The sequence below is a fragment of the Klebsiella planticola genome, assembly GCF_000783935.2.
In the GTDB taxonomy this organism is placed as follows: domain Bacteria; phylum Pseudomonadota; class Gammaproteobacteria; order Enterobacterales; family Enterobacteriaceae; genus Klebsiella; species Klebsiella planticola.
In genome coordinates this window covers 5,220,272-5,237,026 of the sequence record NZ_CP026047.1, presented here as the reverse complement: position 1 = coordinate 5,237,026, position 16,755 = coordinate 5,220,272, and the positions used below count along the sequence as shown (strand labels likewise).

Below are 16,755 nucleotides of genomic sequence, written 5' to 3'. Positions count from 1 at the left end.
AGATCTGGCGAGAGAGAAACTCTAATGAAAAACTGGAAAACAACTGCAGAAGCAATCCTCACCAACGGCCCGGTTGTCCCGGTGATCGTGGTGAAAAAGCTGGAACACGCTGTGCCGATGGCCAAAGCGCTGGTTGCCGGCGGCGTACGCGTACTGGAAGTCACGCTGCGTACCGCATGCGCGCTGGATGCGATCCGCGCGATTGCGCAAGAAGTGCCGGAGGCGATTGTCGGCGCAGGTACCGTAACAAACGTTGAGCAGCTGAAAGCCGTCACCGAGGCTGGCGCGCAGTTCGCTATCAGCCCGGGTCTGACCGAGTCCCTGCTGAAAGCGGCGACTGAAGAAGGGACCATCCCGCTGATCCCGGGGATTAGCACCGTCTCCGAACTGATGCTGGGCATGCAGTATGGCCTGAAAGAGTTCAAATTCTTCCCGGCGGAAGCTAACGGTGGTGTAAAAGCGCTGCAGGCGATTGGCGGTCCGTTCGCGCATATCCGTTTCTGCCCGACTGGCGGCATCTCACCGGCGAACTACCGCGACTACCTGGCACTGAACAGCGTGCTGTGCATCGGCGGTTCCTGGCTGGTTCCGGCGGATGCGCTGGAAGCGGGCGATTACGACCGTATTACCAAAATTGCTCGCGAAGCGGTTGAAGGCGCGAAGTAATTTTCACGCCCTGATAAATGGCGAAATCCAGACCCGGTAGCGTTGACGCGACCGGGTTTTTTTTATCCCTGAACCTGCACCGCTGACGCGGCGGCTTTCGCGCGAGCCACCGCCTCATCGACGCTATCGGCGACGGCCAGCGTGACGCCCAGTCGACGAGAACCGTCAATCTCCGGCTTACCGAACAGGCGTAGCTGCAGTCCCGCCCCTACCGCGCCCTGGAGATTGCTAAAGGTGACGTTCTGGCTGGTGAGCTGCGGCAGAATGACCGCGGAGGCCGCCGGGCCATACTGACGAATCGCGCCAACCGGCAGACCGAGGAAGGCGCGAACGTGCAGCGCAAATTCCGAGAGGTCCTGGGAAATCAGCGTCACCATCCCGGTGTCATGCGGGCGAGGGGAGACTTCACTGAAAATCACCTCATCACCGCAGACGAACAGCTCCACGCCAAACAGACCGTAGCCGCCAAGCGCCAGCACGACTTTGCTGGCAATCTCCTGGGCGCGGGCCAACGCCAGCTCGCTCATCTGCTGCGGCTGCCAGGATTCGCGGTAATCGCCATCCTCCTGGCGATGGCCGACCGGCGCACAGAAATGGACGCCATCGACCGCGCTGACGGTAAGCAGGGTAATTTCAAAATCGAAATTCACCACCCCCTCGACGATAACCCGACCGGCTCCCGCGCGGCCTCCTTGTTGCGCGTAGCGCCAGGCCTCGGCCAGCTGGTCAGAGTGACGAATAAAGCTCTGGCCTTTACCAGAAGAGCTCATGACCGGCTTCACAATGCAGGGAAGGCCAATCTCCGCGACGGCTTCGCGAAAGGCCGCTTCGCTGTCGGCAAAGCGGTATGCCGAGGTGGGAAGCTGCAGCTCCTCTGCGGCCAGGCGGCGAATACCTTCGCGATTCATGGTCAGTTTCGCCGCGCGAGCGGTGGGGACGACTTTCTGCCCGGCCTGCTCCAGCTCCACCAGCATATCCGTGGCGATGGCTTCAATTTCCGGCACGATAAAGTCGGGTTTTTCTTCCGCAATCAGCGCGCGCAGCGTTTCACCGTGCAGCATGTTGATGACGTGCGAACGATGCGCCACTTGCATCGCCGGCGCGTCGGGGTAGCGGTCGACCGCGATGGTCTCAATACCCAGCCGTTGGCACTCAATGGCGACTTCTTTACCCAGTTCGCCGGAACCTAACAACATCACCCGCGTCGCTGCCGGACGCAGCGCTGTGCCTAATAACGTCATGACTCTTTTCCACAGTAAAAAAACATGCGCCGCATTATAAACGAAAACGTTTGCGTCTGTCTTTACGGCTGTTGGTTGAGTCCCGGGTGAAAATTTGCTATACTGTATAAAAATACAGTATAAAGAGGCTGCACAATGGCGGTTGAAATTAAATATGTGGTGATCCGCGAAGGTGAGGAAAAGATGTCGTTTACCAGCAAAAAAGAGGCCGATGCTTACGACAAAATGCTCGATCTTGCCGAGGTCCTCAACGACTGGCTGGTCGAGTGCCCGCTGACGCTGGATGAAACCCAGCGCGATGAAATGGCAATGTGGCTGGCGGAACGTAAAGAGACATTGCACCACATCCTGAGATCAGGAAAACTCCCGGAAGCGGAAGACGGTACGAACGGCCAGGCTTCTCAGGACGAGAGCTCCGCGGCTGAAACCTCAGAGGCCGCCGCGGAGGGAGCGAGCGAACAACCCGCGGCAACCGCGCCTGTAAAATCGCGCAAGGTGAAGGCCGCCTGAGTCCGGCCGAATTTGCGCATCTTTAGCTGCTCATAACATTTCCTGACATCTCGTCGTTTAGGCTGATGACATCGCTTAATAAGCAACGAGGGAAATCATGGCTAACTGGCTTAATCAACTCCAGTCCCTGCTGGGCCAGCAGGGACCATCTTCCTCATCAGGCGAGCGGTCTGATGGTAAAAGCTTCCTTCTGCCCGGGGCGCTGGGCGGCCTGGCGGGGCTGCTGGTGGCTAGTAAATCATCGCGTAAGCTGCTGGCTAAATATGGCACCAGCGCACTGCTGGTTGGCGGCGGCGCGGTGGCGGGAAGCGTGCTGTGGAACAAGTACCAGCAAAAAATGCGGGAAAATTCCCCTGCGCAATCTGTCGCTTCTCCTGTACAACCCGCCGGGGCGTCAACCTCGCCAGCCTCCGGGCTCGATGCCCGCAGTGAACGGCTCATTCTGGCGCTGGTGTTTGCCGCGAAAAGCGACGGGCACATTGATGACAGCGAGCGGGCAAACATTGATGAGCAGCTGCGCGCGGCTGGTATTGCCGTGCAGGGGCGCGTTCTTATCGATCGCGCTCTGGCCCAGCCTCTCGATCCGCAGCGTCTGGCGCAGGGCCTCACCAGCGAGCAAGAGGCGCTGGAGATCTATTACATCAGCTGTGCGGCGATCGATATCGACCATTTTATGGAGCGTAGCTATCTCAACGCTCTGGGTGAGGCTTTAGGCCTTCCGCCGGAAGTGCGTGCCGACATCGAACAGGATATCCAGGCACAAAAACAGGCGCTTTCTACCTAAATCCGCAGGTTTTGCTTGCAACGTGGGCCACTTTTGCCACCCTTATACACACGCCATCCTTCAAGCCGCTTCTTGAATGATTTTGTGTATGAAATACAGGATGCAGAAGACCAAAAGATGCCACCAAAAGCAAAACGAATTCCCCACGCCATGACCCTTCATGGCGATACCCGTATCGATAATTACTTCTGGCTGCGCGACGACGAGCGTTCGCGGCCGGAAGTACTTGATTATCTTCGCGAGGAAAATGAGTACGGACAGCAGGTCATGGCGACCCAACGTAGCCTGCAGGAGCGGGTGCTAAAAGAGATTATTGACCGTATCCCGCCGCGCGAAGTCTCCGCGCCCTACAGCAAAAATGGCTACCGCTATCGTCAGGTGTATGAGCCGGGCTGTGAATACGCTATTTATCAGCGTCAGTCGGTGCTGAAAGAGGAGTGGGATGAATGGGAAGTGCTGCTCGATAGCAACCAGCGCGCGGCGCAGAGCGAATTCTATACTCTCGGTGGGCTGGGCATTTCGCCGGATAACACGATAATGGCGCTGGCGGAGGATTATCTCTCCCGTCGGCAGTATGGCCTGCGCTTGTGCAATCTGCAAAATGGCGAATGGTATCCTGAAGTGCTGGAAAACGTTTCGCCGGAATTCGCCTGGAGCAATGATTCGCAAACGCTGTGGTATGTCCGCAAGCACCCGACTACGCTGCTGCCTTATCAGGTCTGGCGGCATACCGTGGGCGCTTCGCCGCACTCCGATGCGCTGGTCTACGAGGAGAAGGATGAAACCTTCTACGTCAGCCTCCATACGACCACCTCCCGGCAATTCGCCGTTATCTATCTTGCCAGCGCGACAACCAGTGAAGTGCGGCTGCTGAATACCGAAATGCCGGATGCGGAACCGGTGTGTTTCCTGCCGCGGCGTAAAGATCACGAGTACAGTCTCGATCATTACCAGCATGCCTTTTATCTTCGCTCTAACCGCGAGGGGAAAAACTTCGGTCTCTACCGTACCCATGAGCGCGACGAGCGGCAGTGGGAGACGCTGATTGCGCCACGCCAGGATGTGATGCTCGAGGGATTCACCCTGTTTACCGACTGGTTGGTGGTTGAGGAGCGCCAGCGCGGGTTAACCAGCCTGCGCCAGATCAACCGCAAGACCCGGGAAGTGGTGGGGATCGCCTTTGATGATCCGGCCTACGTGACCTGGCTTGCCTATAATCCGGAACCGGAAACTTCACGCTTGCGCTACGGATACTCCTCCATGACCACGCCGGATACGCTCTTTGAGCTGGATATGGACACCTGTGAGCGGCGGGTACTGAAGCAACAGGAAGTGAAAGGGTTTGAGGCCAGTCATTATCGCAGCGAACATTTGTGGATTAAGGCTCGCGATGGTGTGGAGGTTCCTGTTTCGCTGGTTTATCGGCGTGAGCATTTCCGCAAGGGTGTCAGTCCGCTGTTGGTCTATGCCTACGGGTCGTACGGCGCCAGTGAAGATGCCGATTTCAGCGCCAGCCGGTTGAGCCTGCTCGATCGGGGTTTCGTGTTTGCGATTGCCCACGTCCGCGGCGGCGGGGAATTAGGGCAGCAGTGGTACGAAGACGGCAAGTTCCTGTGTAAAAAGAATACCTTTAACGATTATCTCGATGTTTGCGATGCGCTGCTGGCGCAGGGATATGGCAATCCTCGCCTGTGCTACGGCATGGGCGGCAGCGCGGGCGGCATGTTAATGGGCGTCGCCATTAATGAGCGGCCGGAGCTGTTTCACGGCGTAGTGGCTCAGGTTCCGTTTGTCGATGTCCTGACCACAATGCTCGACGAGTCGATTCCGCTGACGACCGGGGAATTTGAAGAGTGGGGAAATCCGCAGGACGAAGAGTACTACCGCTATATGAAGAGCTACAGTCCTTACGATGGCGTCACGGCGCAGGCCTATCCCCATCTGCTGGTGACTACCGGCCTGCACGATTCCCAGGTGCAATACTGGGAACCGGCAAAATGGGTGGCGAAGCTGCGAGAGCTGAAAACGGACGATAACCTGCTACTGCTGTGCACCGATATGGATTCAGGGCACGGCGGTAAGTCGGGACGCTTTAAAAGCTATGAAGGGGTTGCGCTGGAGTATGCCTTTCTGATTGGCCTGGCGCAGGGGACGTTACCCGGCCAGGCAAACGTTTAGCGTCGCTACTCCCCGAGATAGTGCTTGAGCGTCAAGCGCAGCTCGGGGCTCATCCGATCCAGGTTATTGAACAGCCAGCGTAAATAGCCCGGGTCGTTTTCTGCGATTTCGGCCACCGCCTTGCCGCGATATTTACCGAAGGTAAAGGTGGTCAACAGCGCCGGACGACCGGTAATGGTCGCCATCTCCTCAGGCCGCCAGCCGGAAACGTGCATAATATCGAGAAGCAGTGCGGCGGTGATATAGCAGTCGTACAGCGCGCGGTGCTGATGCAGCCCCGCAGGCGTTGCGACACTGAGCTTACGCGATTTATACAGCCCCATATTGCTGTATTTAATGCCTGGCCACAGACGACGGGCCAGCTTCATGGTGCAGATCCACTCCCCGTGCATTTCCGGTAACACCCGGCGGTCGAAACTGGCGTTGTGGGCGACATACCACCGGCTGCCGATGTAATGCGGCAGAACTTCTTCAATCCACGGCTTGTCGGCGACCATCTCTTCGGTGATACGGTGAATCGCCATGGCCTGGGGGCTGATAGGTCGATCGGGACGAACCAGATGACTCATGGGATTGGTTATCTGACCATCGACAATATCAACAGAGGCGATTTCCACAATGCCCCCCTGCAGTCCGCAGGTTTCCGTATCGATTACGCGTAGCATGGCTCACTCCGGCCGAAAAAAACCAGCGTAATTGAATGCGCAGCGCTTGCCAACCGGGACGCCCTTAAGGGACGAGAATTATTTCGCTTTGGGTTCATAGGGCAGTCGCGACAGTGAAACAGACGCCAGTCGATGGGCGATCAGGCGTTCACGGAACCAGTCACGCAGGTGTGACGGTTGCTCCCGCTCCACTAAATCGGCGACAACGGGCATATTGTAACGCTCTTTAAAGGCGACACCGGCCGCGGCAAGGTCGACGTTCACTTTGTCCATCTCGTCCTGCGAAATTTTGGCCAGATTTTTTTCCATATGGTTTCTCCTTCATGATGCCGAAAAGCGATCGGGCGCGACGTCGGACCGGGACGCATCGCTCGACTACGCTATTATACAGGGTTATTCTCTGTGCTACATACATAACGAAAAGGAATGACGATTATGCGTACTATCGCCGGGCGCGCGCTGCGTGCCTCTGCTTTTTTCGCCGGCTTTCTGGTCAGCACCGCGGCCTTAGCCCATGCGCATCTTCAACAGCAAACGCCTGCCGCAGATTCGACGGTCACCGCCTCTCCCGAATCACTGACCCTGAGCTTTTCTGAAGGTATCGAAACGGCCTTTAGCGCAGTGACCCTCACCGGCCCGCAGCAGAAAGCCGTTGCGACCGGCAAGCTGGCGCGCAGCGACAGCAATAAAGCTCAGCTGATTGTTCCGCTGACGCAGCCGCTGTCTGCGGGGGAGTATACCGTTGACTGGCACGTGGTCTCCGTTGATGGCCACAAAACCAAAGGGCAATACCACTTTAGCGTGAAATAACGCATGCTCTCGGGAATCTATATCGGTCTGCGCTTCGTCCACTTTCTCTCGCTGATGGTGGCATTTGGCTGCGTGCTGTATGGCGCGTGGTGGGCGCCGCTGACGCTACGGCGTTTGCTAATGCAGCGTTTCTTCCCGCTTCTGCGTCATCTGCTGCTGCTTAGCGCGGTTTCTGCGCTGTTGATGCTGATGGTACAGGGCGGTCTGATGGGGAATGGCTGGGCGGACCTCTGGCAGCCTGCTATCTGGCAAGCCGTCGCCGGTACCCGCTTTGGCAGCGTCTGGGTCTGGCAGATTCTGCTGGCGTGGATTGCGCTGGCGATCGCGTGGCTCAAACCGCGTCGTCCGGCGCGTCTGCTGCTGGTGCTGCTGTGCGCGCAGATCTTGCTGATGGCGGGCGTTGGCCATGCGGCAATGAGCGAGGGTGTGCGGGGCGTGGTGCAGCGTACTAACCACGCTGTACATCTGTTCTGTGTCGCCGGCTGGTTTGGCGGGCTGCTGCCGTTCATCTACTGCCTGCGCCTGGCGCGCGGGCGCTGGCGTCAGGCCGCTATCGGCACCATGATGCGCTTTTCTCGCTACGGACATCTGGCGGTCGCGGGCGCGATCGTCAGCGGCGTGCTGAATGCGCTGCTGATCCAGGGCGGATTATTCCGTGATTCGCTGTGGGGAGAGATGCTATTGATCAAATGTGCCCTGGTCGCTGGGATGGTAGCAATTGCGCTGGTGAACAGGTATGTTCTGGTGCCACGTATGTCGGTGAGCGGAACGCGAGCGGAGCAGCTCATTTTGCGCACCACGCAGGTTGAAATGGCGCTCGGAGCATTGGCGCTGCTGGCCGTCAGTCTGTTTGCAACCTGGGAACCTTACTGAATTAACTGGCTAAATCATGAAAAAAACTCTTCTGACTATGTTGTTACTGGCAAGCTCTGGCGTCGCGCTGGCAGCACCGCAGATTATCACCGTTAGCCGCTTCGAAGTGGGTAAAGATAATTGGGCGTTCAATCGCGAAGAGGTGATGTTGACCTGTCGCCCGGGGAATGCGCTGTTTGCCATTAACCCCAGCACGCTGGTGCAGTATCCGTTGAATGATGTTGCTGAGCAGCAGGTGAAAGCGGGTAAAACCAGCGCTCAGCCGATCTCAGTGATCCAGGTCGACGATCCGCAGCATCCGGGACAAAAAATGAGCCTCGCGCCATTTATTGAGCGCGCGCAGAAGCTTTGTTGATACCCGAACCTATCTTACTGTATTAACATATAAAAAACCGCCGGCATTCCTCTCAGGAAGCGGCGGTTTTTTATTGGCGCTGGCCATTTTGTCAGGAATTATTCGACCACTTTTGTTGCGGACTGGAAAACCTGACGCGGTAAACTATTCTTATAAGGCAAGGCGACTTAGCCTGCATTAATGCCAACTTTTAGCGCACGGCTCTCTCCCAAGAGCCATTTCCCTGGACCGAATACAGGAATCGTGTTCGGTCTCTTTTTATCTGAAGCTTATCAACTCGTTACAAAATAAGACCGCAATCGATCCCTCATTTCCCGTTACGGTCTTTTTCCCTTATACCACAACAAAAAACGCCTTAACATTCTCTTTACAGAAAATCTGAGCTGGAGACATCCGGGTCTGCGGGTCAACGTCAGGGCGATGGCGTGCCGCCCGTCCGGAGCCAGGGTCGTCATCGCAGCGGGATATCCATACCCTGAAGATACGCGGGCATATTATTTTATTGCGATCTATTTGGCTGCTCGTTGACAGGAAATGAAAGGCCGTCAGGAAGAGGAGGGGAGGAATAAAAACAACGTATTATTCAGGCGCGACGATTGACGGATACAGCTGGGATTCAAGGTAGCAGACCAGATTCCAGATCTCCCCGCTGAAAATAAACCAAAGCGCGCCGAGGAGAATTATTATCACGATAACCAGAAGGGCAATTTCACTTTTACTCATAACTTCAATGGCTACCCGAAAGGAAACGATGAAGTGATGATAGTAACGAAACCACAGGATAAGATGCAAACGCCGTGATTTAAAAACGGCGTTTGTTTGCTATGGACAGGCGTTAGTCCCTCAGGGTTGGGAAGTCAGCCGTGCGACCTGCGCGGCCAGGTCGTCCAGCAGCTGGAAGCGGCGACGGTATTCCGCCCGCTTTTTACTGGCGATGTCCTCCAGCGACTTCCTTTCCATCTGTTGCGGCAAGCGCCAGCGCCAGGCGCCATCGGCTACGCCATCAATGGACTGCCAGAACTCATCATAGCTGGCGTGGAAATGGCGTCCCTTGCTGAGACGATAGCGCAGCGCGCGGAAAACGTGACCGTTATCGCTTACGCCATAAATGGCCTGAATGTGGCTTCTTGCGGCCAGCGCCCAGATAAACTCGAGCAGCAGGCGTTTAGGAAACAGACCATAGCAGGCGCGGGTGGCGAGCTTGATGACTTCATGCGGCACATTACGTCGCGGCCCCTGCAGCCCGCCGATAACCAGCTGCCATTGCTCCTGCTGGCGCACAACGCTGAATGTGGCGCTGGCCAGCAGCGTCTGGTTACCATCGCGCAGCCACAATGTGGTTTCGCCTTCGCGCTCGGCTTTACCTGCGGAGGAGGCCGAGAGAGTGAAGCGGGTTTCATCTTTACCCTGCAATTCCAGCAGGGGCGTCTCTTTGGCGGCGGTCATGGCGGCAGCCAGCTGCGCGCCTGGCAATGAGTCGATGAACTGATAGTGGCTGATAATCGCCTGGGCGCGCTGGCTGGCGTTTAACCCACGGGTCAGATACTGGCGGTGTACTTTACCCGGCAGGGTGACCTGCGCGGCAAGTAACTGATTAAAGTCAGGACGCACGGAAAGATTATCCAGCATTGCGCGAGTGGGCGTATAAAATAAGGCCGTACGCAATAAAAATTTCAGCCGGTAATTACGCTTTTGCCAAATCGGAGCGGGAATAAGTCTGCCCATCACCAGATCGGCAATAAGATTTGTGCGGGGCTGTTGTGCGAAGGCTGAGTGCAGGCTATTGTCCGTCACGATAAAATACCTCGTTGTTATTTAGCCTCTATTTTAAGGGCTCGCTAAGGCGAGATTAATATCCTGGCGGACTATATTTCTGTTTCGTTTATATTTGATTGAGGTGTGTATCTTCGGGGTGGCAGCGGGAGAATTAACTATAATTGTATCAGGGGGACAAAATATGTATCAGCGCATTGAGGGGGCGGCCTGGCGCAATATCTGGCTGGTTGGCGATCTGCATGGCTGCTTTGCCGTATTGATGAACCAGCTCCGGCATATAAAATTCGACCCTTACCAGGATCTTCTCATCTCGGTGGGCGATTTGATCGATCGCGGGCCGCAAAGTGCGAAATGTCTCGCGCTTCTCGACTGCCGCTGGTTCCGTGCGGTGCGAGGTAACCATGAACAGATGGCGTTGGATGCGCAAGAGAGCGGGGCGTTGACGCTATGGGTCATGAACGGAGGCCACTGGTATCAGGAGAGCACGCGCGGCGAGCGGCAGCAGATTGACGAACTCCTGAGTCGCTGTCGTCAGCTGCCGCTGATTGTCGAACTCAGCGCCGGGTCGCTGCGCCATATTGTGGCCCACGCCGACTACCCGGCCGCGACCTATCGTTGGCAGCAGCCGGTAGACGAGCAACAGGTGCTGTGGAGCAGACAGCGCCTGATGGACCATCTGGCCGGTCGGCATGGCGCAATAGGTGGAGCGGACCACTTTTGGTTTGGCCACACGCCGTTGAAGCAACGTTATGATAGCGATAATCAACATTACATTGATACGGGGGCGGTATTCGGCGGTGAACTGACCCTGGTACAGCTGCAGTAAGCGGCTTAAAAATCGCTGTATTCGCTGGCGGGCTGCCAGAAACCATCAATAAAATCCTCAACCGGAAAACAGCCGCCCTGGCGTATCCGCTGATCGTCCATCGCGACAAGGCACCGTCGTTCGTTATCGTAGACGTCGACGACAATATCTTCGCAACCACCGCCCAGGTAACAAATAAACAAAACTAAGGCGAACATCCTGGCCTCATGTTTGGGTTTGTTAATCAGTATAGGGTAGCTCATAAACGGGGGGAATAAATAACCCGTCTCAGGCGACGGGTTCTTTTTGAATCAGGCAACGCGCATGATCCAGGCATCGGATTGTTGATCGTAGTGCTTACGGTAGAGAACGGAATGTTGGCCATCAAGAATGGCAGGGACGCTGGTTTCCGCATCCCAGCCATCCAGCTGCATGCATAAGTCCGGATCGGATTTGCAAGGAATGCTTAACGTTCGCTCTCCCTGCTGTTCACCGTGCAGCTCGGCGTCGTCTATCTCAAACGCGCCGATTCGAATGCTGGTTTTACTCATAAATTCACCCCGTTGGTCTGCTGAATTGTGGTACGACCAGTTAGGCCGTCATTTTTCAGCGTAGACAACGGGGGACAAACCGCCAGTAAAAAAATGCGTTTTTTTTGCGCGCGATCACGCCTTGCCGGCAAAAAGTTTACCGTCGCGCACCAGCTCACGCGGGTAGCTGTTTTTCAAACGGGAGCCGACTTTTTTCGCCAGCCCCAGCGTTGCTCCCTGGAACGTGACGATGACTTCATCCTGCCGCGGCGGCGTTTCAGGATAGACGTCGCGGCCACGATACCACTCTTGCGCTTCATCCTGCGTCAGTTCAAACGGGACATCCGGTGCGGCGAGGGCAATGACCGCTTCATGCTGCCAGCGAAAGCCTTTGTTATGGGTTTCCGCCAGGCGAATGCCAATCCGCGAAAAACGGACCTGGCCGATAAATGATTCCAGCGCTTGCGGAAACAGCCAAATCTCTTTATCACGCTGCCAGAGCGTATGACTGTCATCCCAGTGCAGCCCGACGGCGGCAGCGGCGGCGGTAATCGCTGCGGCTTCGCGGCTTTTAAGCGGCGCAAAAGGAAATTTACCGACTTTGTAACCCGGCGCCGGTAGCGCTTCGATCGCCGCGGTTTTCTTGAGGCGGGCAACAAAAAAGCCCTCGCAGTCAAAAATCTGCGGAAAGACGTGGAGAAATCCTTCTGCGGTTAAGGCCTCCGTAGCCTGCGGGAACAGCGCGCCAAGCGGTAATACCTCGACCGCCTGCGGATAGCGGGCTAACAGCCACTGCACGACCTCCTGGTTCTCTTCCCGGTTCAGGGTGCAGGTTGAGTACACCAGCGTGCCGCCAGGGCGCAGCGCGTGAAATGCGCTGTCGATGAGCTCCCGTTGGGTTTCGGCGATCTGCTGGTTACTCTCTGGCGACCAGTTTTTCAACGCATCGGGATCTTTGCGCACCACCCCCTCGCCGGAGCAGGGAGCATCCAGCAGGATAGCGTCAAAGCGTTCCGGCAGCGCGGCGCCAAACACCCGGCCATCGAAGTGGGTCAAGGCAACATTGCTGATGCCGCAGCGGCTGATATTGGCATGCAGGACTTTAACCCGGCTGGCGGAAAACTCATTGGCGAGGATCCCGCCCGCATTTCCCATGCGCGCGGCGATCTGCGTGGTTTTGGAACCAGGTGCAGCGGCGACATCCATGACCCGCTGTGGCATGTCGCCATCGGCAAACAGCGCCGCAACCGGCAGCATAGAACTGGCTTCCTGGATATAAAACAGGCCGCTGAGATGTTCGGCGGTGCTGCCCAGCGGCAGGGCGTCCTCATCATCGCGTTCGATCCAAAAGCCCTCTTCGCACCAGGGGATCGGCGTCAGCTGCCAGCCATAGGGCGCTACCCGCTGCAGAAAGCCGGCAACGGAAATTTTCAGCGTATTCACGCGCAGGCTGCGGCGTAACGGGCGCTGGCAGGCAGCGATAAACGTATCGAAAGAGAGATGCGTGGGCATCGCGTCACGCATTTGAGCGAGGAATTGGTCAGGAAAATAGACTGCGTTTTGAGCCACTGGTGCGCACCACAAGAAAAAAGGGTGCGCAGTTTATCATAAACGCTCCGGCGGGGGACACCGGAGCGTTTTGCTTACTGTGGCAGGGCCGTGCCCCATTCACGCCACTCTTTCGGTTCGCTTTCCAGCAGCAGGAAGTGTTTACCATCCTGTGCCTTCGGCGCCAGCGGCGTGCCTGGCGGCGTGGCAAAGGAGATGCCGCCGCGAATGAACTGGTTAAAGGTCCCGGTTTTCACCACGCCGCCAATCAGGCCAAAGTCGAGGTTATAGCCGGAAGAGAGCCAGAAGACCGAATTGTTACGCACCAGATACTGATAGCGTTTGCTGATACGCAGTTTGACCATTACGCGATCCGACATTGAACCCAGAGTCAGCCCGGTGACCGTACCGACTTCCAGTCCGCGGAACAGTACCGGCGTTCCGATATCCAGCGAACCGGCTTCCGGCACTTCGACAACGATGCTCAGACCGTCAATGTAGCGGGAGTCGCTAATCGTCGTTTCCTGAATTTCGAAATCACGGCGTGCCGTGCCGCGACCGGGTTCAACGTTGATATAGGGCTGGAAAATGGTATCCAGGTGTTCGACGCCCGCGGCCGAAATCTGCGGGGTGATCACCGAGAAGCGGGTCCCGCTGCGGGCGAAGGTGTCGACGTACTCTGGGTAGAGCACGGCTTTCGCCTGGACTTCGTTTTTCGCGGTAATCAGATTCAGGGACTGGATCTGGCCGATATTAATGCCCAGGTAGCGAATCGGCATCCCTTCGGAAATTTTACCGGCATCAAAGGCATGCAGCGTAATCTGGCCACCGACTGCCCGCGCAGCGGTTTCAGAAGCATAGAGAATGCGTTTGTTGCCAATTCGCGCGCCGGCGCTGCTGCCGCTGAGATCGTCAAAGCTGACAGCGCCCCTCAAGGCCCGTGACAGCGGTGACGCCTGCACGGTCAGACCATTGCCATCGAGCTGGACCTTGGCGCCTCCCTCGGCCCAGAAGACGCTATTGTTGGTCAACAGGTAGCGATATTCCGGCTTAATATGCAGATCGATATCAAATGCGTTGCGCCGGGGTTTAACCGAAATGATCTCGCCGACGGCAAACTTACGGTACAGCACCACCGAACCTTCCTGAACATCCGGCAGGGTCTCTGCCGTCAGGCTCAGAGTGGTGGTGGGCACTTCGCTGAGGCTGTTTTCTTCCGCCTTCTCCATATTGGCATACAGCGGATAGCTGGCCTGTATTGTTCCTTTCTCGCCAGGGATAATGCGAATACCGCCTTCGACCCACTCGCTGGCGCTGGCGCCGAGCACTTTGATGCCATCAAAACCCACTTTCACGTCAAGGCGGCTGTTAACGACAAATTTGCTGTCGCCGCGCACCAGGTCGCGATACTCAGGGGTAATGGCCACCTGGAACGTGACGCCTTTCGCGGTCAGCTTGCGCTCCAGAACCTGACCCACTTTCACGCCGTGCAGCACCAGCGGCTGCCCGGCATCAATACCGTAACTCTCCGCTGCCGTGAGCGTAACCGTAGCCACATCCGGTTCATCGAGCAGGGATTTGTCAGCCGGAAGCACCACAAAGTGATTCCGCGTCTCCCCCTCTCCGGGCACCAGTTCGAACGTATTCCCGGTCAGCAGGGCGCTGAGGCTGGGGTTATCCAGCGAGATTTTCGGCTTTTTCATCTGAATAAGCGTCTTATCTCTGAGCAGGGTGACAACGCTTGGGTCCACCGTCATCTCACCGGTCACTTTACTGCCGGGATTGAGATTGAGTTTGGTCAGCTGCCCGACTTCCAGCCCCTGATACATGAGCGGGGTGGAGCCGGCTTTCAGGCCTTCGCCGTCAGGCAGTTCCAGCGTGACCAGGACCCCGCGCTGGCTGTGGGCCAAATCTTCATACAGCCCGTATTCATCGTTTTGCTGAGCCGGTTGGGAATCCGCAGGGGAGTCAAAGGCAATCGCGCCGTTAACCAGCGCGGAGAGGCTTTCCAGCTGGACCTTCGCGCCGCCGAGGCCGACATCGGCCTTAACCCCTGAGACATTCCAGAAGCGGCTGCCTTTTTTCACCAGGTTCGTAAAGCGGCGTTCGATCAGCACATCGATAGTGACGCCCTGATTGTTATCATTGAGCGCAAAATCGTAAACCCGGCCCACCGGAATTTTGCGGAAGTAGACCAGCGATCCGCTGGTGAGCGAACCGAGGTCCGGCGCCTGCAGATGAATCATCAGTTCGCCGTTGTTGATATGGTATTTCGGCTGGGTATCGAGGGCGACGAAATGGTCCTGCGGTTCGCCTTTGCCCGGCATCATACCGATATAGTTACCGCCAACCAGCGCATCAAGACCGGATACGCCGGCCAGCGAGGCTTTCGGAGTCACCAGCCAGAATTGGGTATCTTTGCGCAGAGCGTCTTTCATGTCGCCTTTGACGCTGGCGGATACCTCGATTTTACTCAGGTCTTTGCTCAGCGAGATATTCTCGACGGTGCCCACCTCGACCCCTTGATAGCGGATAGGCGTGCGCCCCGGGACAATCCCGTTGGCCGACTGGAAGTCGATGGTGATGGTCGTCCCGCGATCGTTATAGCTGGTCCAGATCAGCCAGCTGGCGATCAACAGGGCTATTACCGGCAGCAGCCAGAATGGCGAGATGCGACGTTTGGTTTTGATTCTGGCTTCAGTCGGTGAAGCGGGCGTTTCCTGACTCATGTGCGTCCCAAAGTAAGCGGCTGTCCAGCCATTCAACAGCAAGGATAGTTAATATTACCGCGGCGCCGAAATATACCGCAGCAGGCCCCATCGTGAAAGCGAGGAGTTGGTCGCGATTAATCAGTGACATGGTTAATGAGATAACAAAAAGATCCAACATTGACCAACGGCCGATCCAGGTAATCAGCCGCAGCAGGATGATGCGGGTACGCAACCCCTGTTCGCACTTGAATTGTATGCTCACTAACAGCGTAAACAACACAATAACTTTGGTAAATGGCACCAGAATACTGGCGATAAACACGACGCCGGCAATCGCCACATTGCTATTGGCCAACGACATAATCCCCGAAAGAATCGTATCATCCTGACGTGCGCCGTTGACGTAAATAATTGAGATCGGCAGCAGGTTAGCGGGAAGCAGGAACACCACCGAAGCAATCAGCCCGGCCCAGCTTCGCTGCAGGCTCTGCGGTCGTCGATGGTGGAGCGGCGTATGGCAGCGTCGGCAGCGTCCGCGAGCGTCGCGAAAGCCGGTGTAATGACAGCCGGTGCAAACCTGTAGCGCCGGGTCGGCCCGAAACGCAGGCCGCTGGGGATAAAATCGCTCCCACAACTCTTCCACGTTCATATGAATGATCGTCAGAATGCTGAGCAGGGTGAGGGAGATGAAGGCCACAAGCCCGACGCCCGGCTGCAGGAAGGCGTAATCCTGTACCTTGATGGAGGCCACGCCGATACCGACCAGATAGATATCCAGCATCACCCACTCTTTCAGTTTTTCCAGCATCAGCAGCACCGGGCGTAAATTCATGCCCAGCACGTTCCCCAGCCAGAGATAGGCGATAGAGATGACCAGCAGCGCCGGTGCGCCAATCGCACAAAACAGCACCATCGCGGCAGTGAGCGGATCGCCCTGGCCGGTCATTTGCCAGATCCCCTGGATCACGTTCGCATCGATACGTACGCCGAGCAGATGCAGACGCAGTAAGGGTTCGGTCCACGCAAAGGGCATCAGGAGCATCATGGTGATGGCCATACTACCCAGCCGCGAAAGAGACCAGTCGCGGCCATCACGCACTTTCGCATTGCAGCGCGGGCACCAGGCGCTTTGATAACGCTTAAGCACCGGCAAACGAAAAAGAACGTCACACTGCGGGCAGCGGTGATAATGTGCCTGGGGTAGCGGACGGCTGACCGCATGCACGACCATCTTTTTTGCCGGTGTTATCGGTTGTGTTTTTAGTGGCATTTATTACGTACAGGAATGAATGTATCTCACTAT

18 protein-coding genes are annotated in these 16,755 nt (G+C 56.7%); 8 read left to right on the top strand and 10 right to left on the bottom strand.

The window, feature by feature from the left end; all coding sequences use genetic code 11:
• The first annotated feature begins 24 nt into the window (after positions 1–24).
• On the top strand, positions 25–666 hold the full coding sequence (locus tag MC50_RS25215; RefSeq protein ID WP_032686932.1) for a bifunctional 4-hydroxy-2-oxoglutarate aldolase/2-dehydro-3-deoxy-phosphogluconate aldolase: 642 nt from the start codon (positions 25–27) through the stop codon (positions 664–666).
• A 62-nt stretch (positions 667–728) separates the two neighbouring features.
• Here the strand turns inward: MC50_RS25215 and purT are convergent, their stop codons facing one another.
• Positions 729–1,907, bottom strand: coding sequence for a formate-dependent phosphoribosylglycinamide formyltransferase (purT, locus tag MC50_RS25210; RefSeq protein ID WP_032686933.1), 1,179 nt, complete (start codon positions 1,905–1,907; stop codon positions 729–731).
• A gap of 135 nt (positions 1,908–2,042) precedes the next feature.
• On the opposite strand from purT, the gene MC50_RS25205 reads away from it, so the two are divergent.
• The 3 genes from MC50_RS25205 to ptrB all read left to right on the top strand — a co-directional run bounded on the left by MC50_RS25205 (position 2,043) and on the right by ptrB (position 5,379).
• Positions 2,043–2,417 carry a YebG family protein gene (locus tag MC50_RS25205; protein ID WP_047665228.1) on the top strand — a complete coding sequence of 125 codons (375 nt, stop codon included), beginning with the start codon at positions 2,043–2,045 and terminating at the stop codon, positions 2,415–2,417.
• Positions 2,418–2,514: 97 nt separating this feature from the next.
• Positions 2,515–3,201, top strand: coding sequence for a tellurite resistance TerB family protein (locus MC50_RS25200; RefSeq protein WP_032686935.1), 687 nt, complete (start codon positions 2,515–2,517; stop codon positions 3,199–3,201).
• Between the two features lie 117 nt (positions 3,202–3,318).
• Entirely contained in the window at positions 3,319–5,379 is a 2,061-nt protein-coding gene (gene ptrB, locus MC50_RS25195; RefSeq protein ID WP_047665226.1) for an oligopeptidase B, read from the top strand.
• A gap of 5 nt (positions 5,380–5,384) precedes the next feature.
• On the opposite strand, the gene exoX is transcribed toward ptrB, so the two are convergent.
• Together exoX and MC50_RS25185 are read right to left on the bottom strand one after the other, a co-directional pair.
• A complete protein-coding gene (exoX, locus tag MC50_RS25190; RefSeq protein ID WP_032686937.1) occupies positions 5,385–6,044 on the bottom strand; it encodes an exodeoxyribonuclease X in 660 nt (219 codons plus the stop codon).
• A 78-nt stretch (positions 6,045–6,122) separates the two neighbouring features.
• Positions 6,123–6,353, bottom strand: coding sequence for a DNA polymerase III subunit theta (locus MC50_RS25185; protein WP_004863978.1), 231 nt, complete (start codon positions 6,351–6,353; stop codon positions 6,123–6,125).
• 126 nt (positions 6,354–6,479) lie between these two features.
• Between MC50_RS25185 and yobA the strand changes: the two genes are divergently transcribed.
• Genes yobA through MC50_RS25170 form a run of 3 tightly spaced genes read left to right on the top strand, consistent with a single transcriptional unit; the run spans position 6,480 to position 8,082 of the window.
• Entirely contained in the window at positions 6,480–6,854 is a 375-nt protein-coding gene (gene yobA / locus MC50_RS25180) for a CopC domain-containing protein YobA (protein ID WP_032695279.1), read from the top strand.
• Positions 6,855–6,857: 3 nt separating this feature from the next.
• Positions 6,858–7,727, top strand: coding sequence for a copper homeostasis membrane protein CopD (copD, locus tag MC50_RS25175; protein ID WP_032695278.1), 870 nt, complete (start codon positions 6,858–6,860; stop codon positions 7,725–7,727).
• A gap of 13 nt (positions 7,728–7,740) precedes the next feature.
• The gene (locus tag MC50_RS25170; protein ID WP_099001803.1) at positions 7,741–8,082 is read left to right on the top strand and encodes a YebY family protein; all 342 of its coding nucleotides are present in this window, start codon (positions 7,741–7,743) and stop codon (positions 8,080–8,082) included.
• A 579-nt stretch (positions 8,083–8,661) separates the two neighbouring features.
• On the opposite strand, the gene MC50_RS28630 is transcribed toward MC50_RS25170, so the two are convergent.
• Together MC50_RS28630 and MC50_RS25160 are read right to left on the bottom strand one after the other, a co-directional pair.
• Entirely contained in the window at positions 8,662–8,805 is a 144-nt protein-coding gene (locus MC50_RS28630; RefSeq protein ID WP_142131748.1) for an Ecr family regulatory small membrane protein, read from the bottom strand.
• 120 nt (positions 8,806–8,925) lie between these two features.
• Complete coding sequence (locus tag MC50_RS25160; protein ID WP_185954808.1) at positions 8,926–9,897, bottom strand: VirK/YbjX family protein; 972 nt, start codon at positions 9,895–9,897, stop codon at positions 8,926–8,928.
• A 142-nt stretch (positions 9,898–10,039) separates the two neighbouring features.
• Here MC50_RS25160 and pphA point away from each other — a divergent pair, with 142 nt between their 5' ends.
• Positions 10,040–10,684 (top strand): protein-serine/threonine phosphatase, encoded by a 645-nt coding sequence (gene pphA / locus MC50_RS25155; RefSeq protein WP_047665221.1) that lies wholly within the window; start codon positions 10,040–10,042, stop codon positions 10,682–10,684.
• 5 nt (positions 10,685–10,689) lie between these two features.
• Here pphA and MC50_RS25150 read toward each other — a convergent pair whose 3' ends face one another.
• The 5 genes from MC50_RS25150 to yebS all read right to left on the bottom strand — a co-directional run bounded on the left by MC50_RS25150 (position 10,690) and on the right by yebS (position 16,722).
• Entirely contained in the window at positions 10,690–10,881 is a 192-nt protein-coding gene (locus MC50_RS25150; RefSeq protein ID WP_047665219.1) for a YdfD/YebW family protein, read from the bottom strand.
• Between the two features lie 93 nt (positions 10,882–10,974).
• Positions 10,975–11,214: a YebV family protein gene (locus MC50_RS25145; protein ID WP_004863958.1), complete on the bottom strand. Its 240-nt coding sequence runs from the start codon at positions 11,212–11,214 to the stop codon at positions 10,975–10,977.
• 114 nt (positions 11,215–11,328) lie between these two features.
• Complete coding sequence (gene rsmF / locus MC50_RS25140) at positions 11,329–12,762, bottom strand: 16S rRNA (cytosine(1407)-C(5))-methyltransferase RsmF (RefSeq protein WP_047665217.1); 1,434 nt, start codon at positions 12,760–12,762, stop codon at positions 11,329–11,331.
• 74 nt (positions 12,763–12,836) lie between these two features.
• Positions 12,837–15,470 (bottom strand): PqiB family protein, encoded by a 2,634-nt coding sequence (locus MC50_RS25135; protein ID WP_032686986.1) that lies wholly within the window; start codon positions 15,468–15,470, stop codon positions 12,837–12,839.
• Positions 15,439–16,722, bottom strand: coding sequence for a membrane integrity lipid transport subunit YebS (yebS, locus tag MC50_RS25130; RefSeq protein WP_015584017.1), 1,284 nt, complete (start codon positions 16,720–16,722; stop codon positions 15,439–15,441). Before yebS ends, MC50_RS25135 begins: the two co-directional genes overlap by 32 nt.
• Positions 16,723–16,755 lie beyond the last annotated feature (33 nt).

Excerpts from the sequence above, each read along its gene's own strand:
- MC50_RS25215 (WP_032686932.1), top strand. The coding sequence starts at position 25 with ATGAAAAACTGGAAAACAACTGCAGAAGCAATCCTCACCAACGGCCCG.
- purT (WP_032686933.1), bottom strand. The coding sequence starts at position 1,907 with ATGACGTTATTAGGCACAGCGCTGCGTCCGGCAGCGACGCGGGTGATG.
- MC50_RS25205 (WP_047665228.1), top strand. The coding sequence starts at position 2,043 with ATGGCGGTTGAAATTAAATATGTGGTGATCCGCGAAGGTGAGGAAAAG.
- MC50_RS25200 (WP_032686935.1), top strand. The coding sequence starts at position 2,515 with ATGGCTAACTGGCTTAATCAACTCCAGTCCCTGCTGGGCCAGCAGGGA.
- ptrB (WP_047665226.1), top strand. The coding sequence starts at position 3,319 with ATGCCACCAAAAGCAAAACGAATTCCCCACGCCATGACCCTTCATGGC.
- exoX (WP_032686937.1), bottom strand. The coding sequence starts at position 6,044 with ATGCTACGCGTAATCGATACGGAAACCTGCGGACTGCAGGGGGGCATT.
- MC50_RS25185 (WP_004863978.1), bottom strand. The coding sequence starts at position 6,353 with ATGGAAAAAAATCTGGCCAAAATTTCGCAGGACGAGATGGACAAAGTG.
- yobA (WP_032695279.1), top strand. The coding sequence starts at position 6,480 with ATGCGTACTATCGCCGGGCGCGCGCTGCGTGCCTCTGCTTTTTTCGCC.
- copD (WP_032695278.1), top strand. The coding sequence starts at position 6,858 with ATGCTCTCGGGAATCTATATCGGTCTGCGCTTCGTCCACTTTCTCTCG.
- MC50_RS28630 (WP_142131748.1), bottom strand. The coding sequence starts at position 8,805 with ATGAGTAAAAGTGAAATTGCCCTTCTGGTTATCGTGATAATAATTCTC.
- pphA (WP_047665221.1), top strand. The coding sequence starts at position 10,040 with ATGTATCAGCGCATTGAGGGGGCGGCCTGGCGCAATATCTGGCTGGTT.
- MC50_RS25150 (WP_047665219.1), bottom strand. The coding sequence starts at position 10,881 with ATGTTCGCCTTAGTTTTGTTTATTTGTTACCTGGGCGGTGGTTGCGAA.
- MC50_RS25145 (WP_004863958.1), bottom strand. The coding sequence starts at position 11,214 with ATGAGTAAAACCAGCATTCGAATCGGCGCGTTTGAGATAGACGACGCC.
- MC50_RS25135 (WP_032686986.1), bottom strand. The coding sequence starts at position 15,470 with ATGAGTCAGGAAACGCCCGCTTCACCGACTGAAGCCAGAATCAAAACC.
- yebS (WP_015584017.1), bottom strand. The coding sequence starts at position 16,722 with ATGCCACTAAAAACACAACCGATAACACCGGCAAAAAAGATGGTCGTG.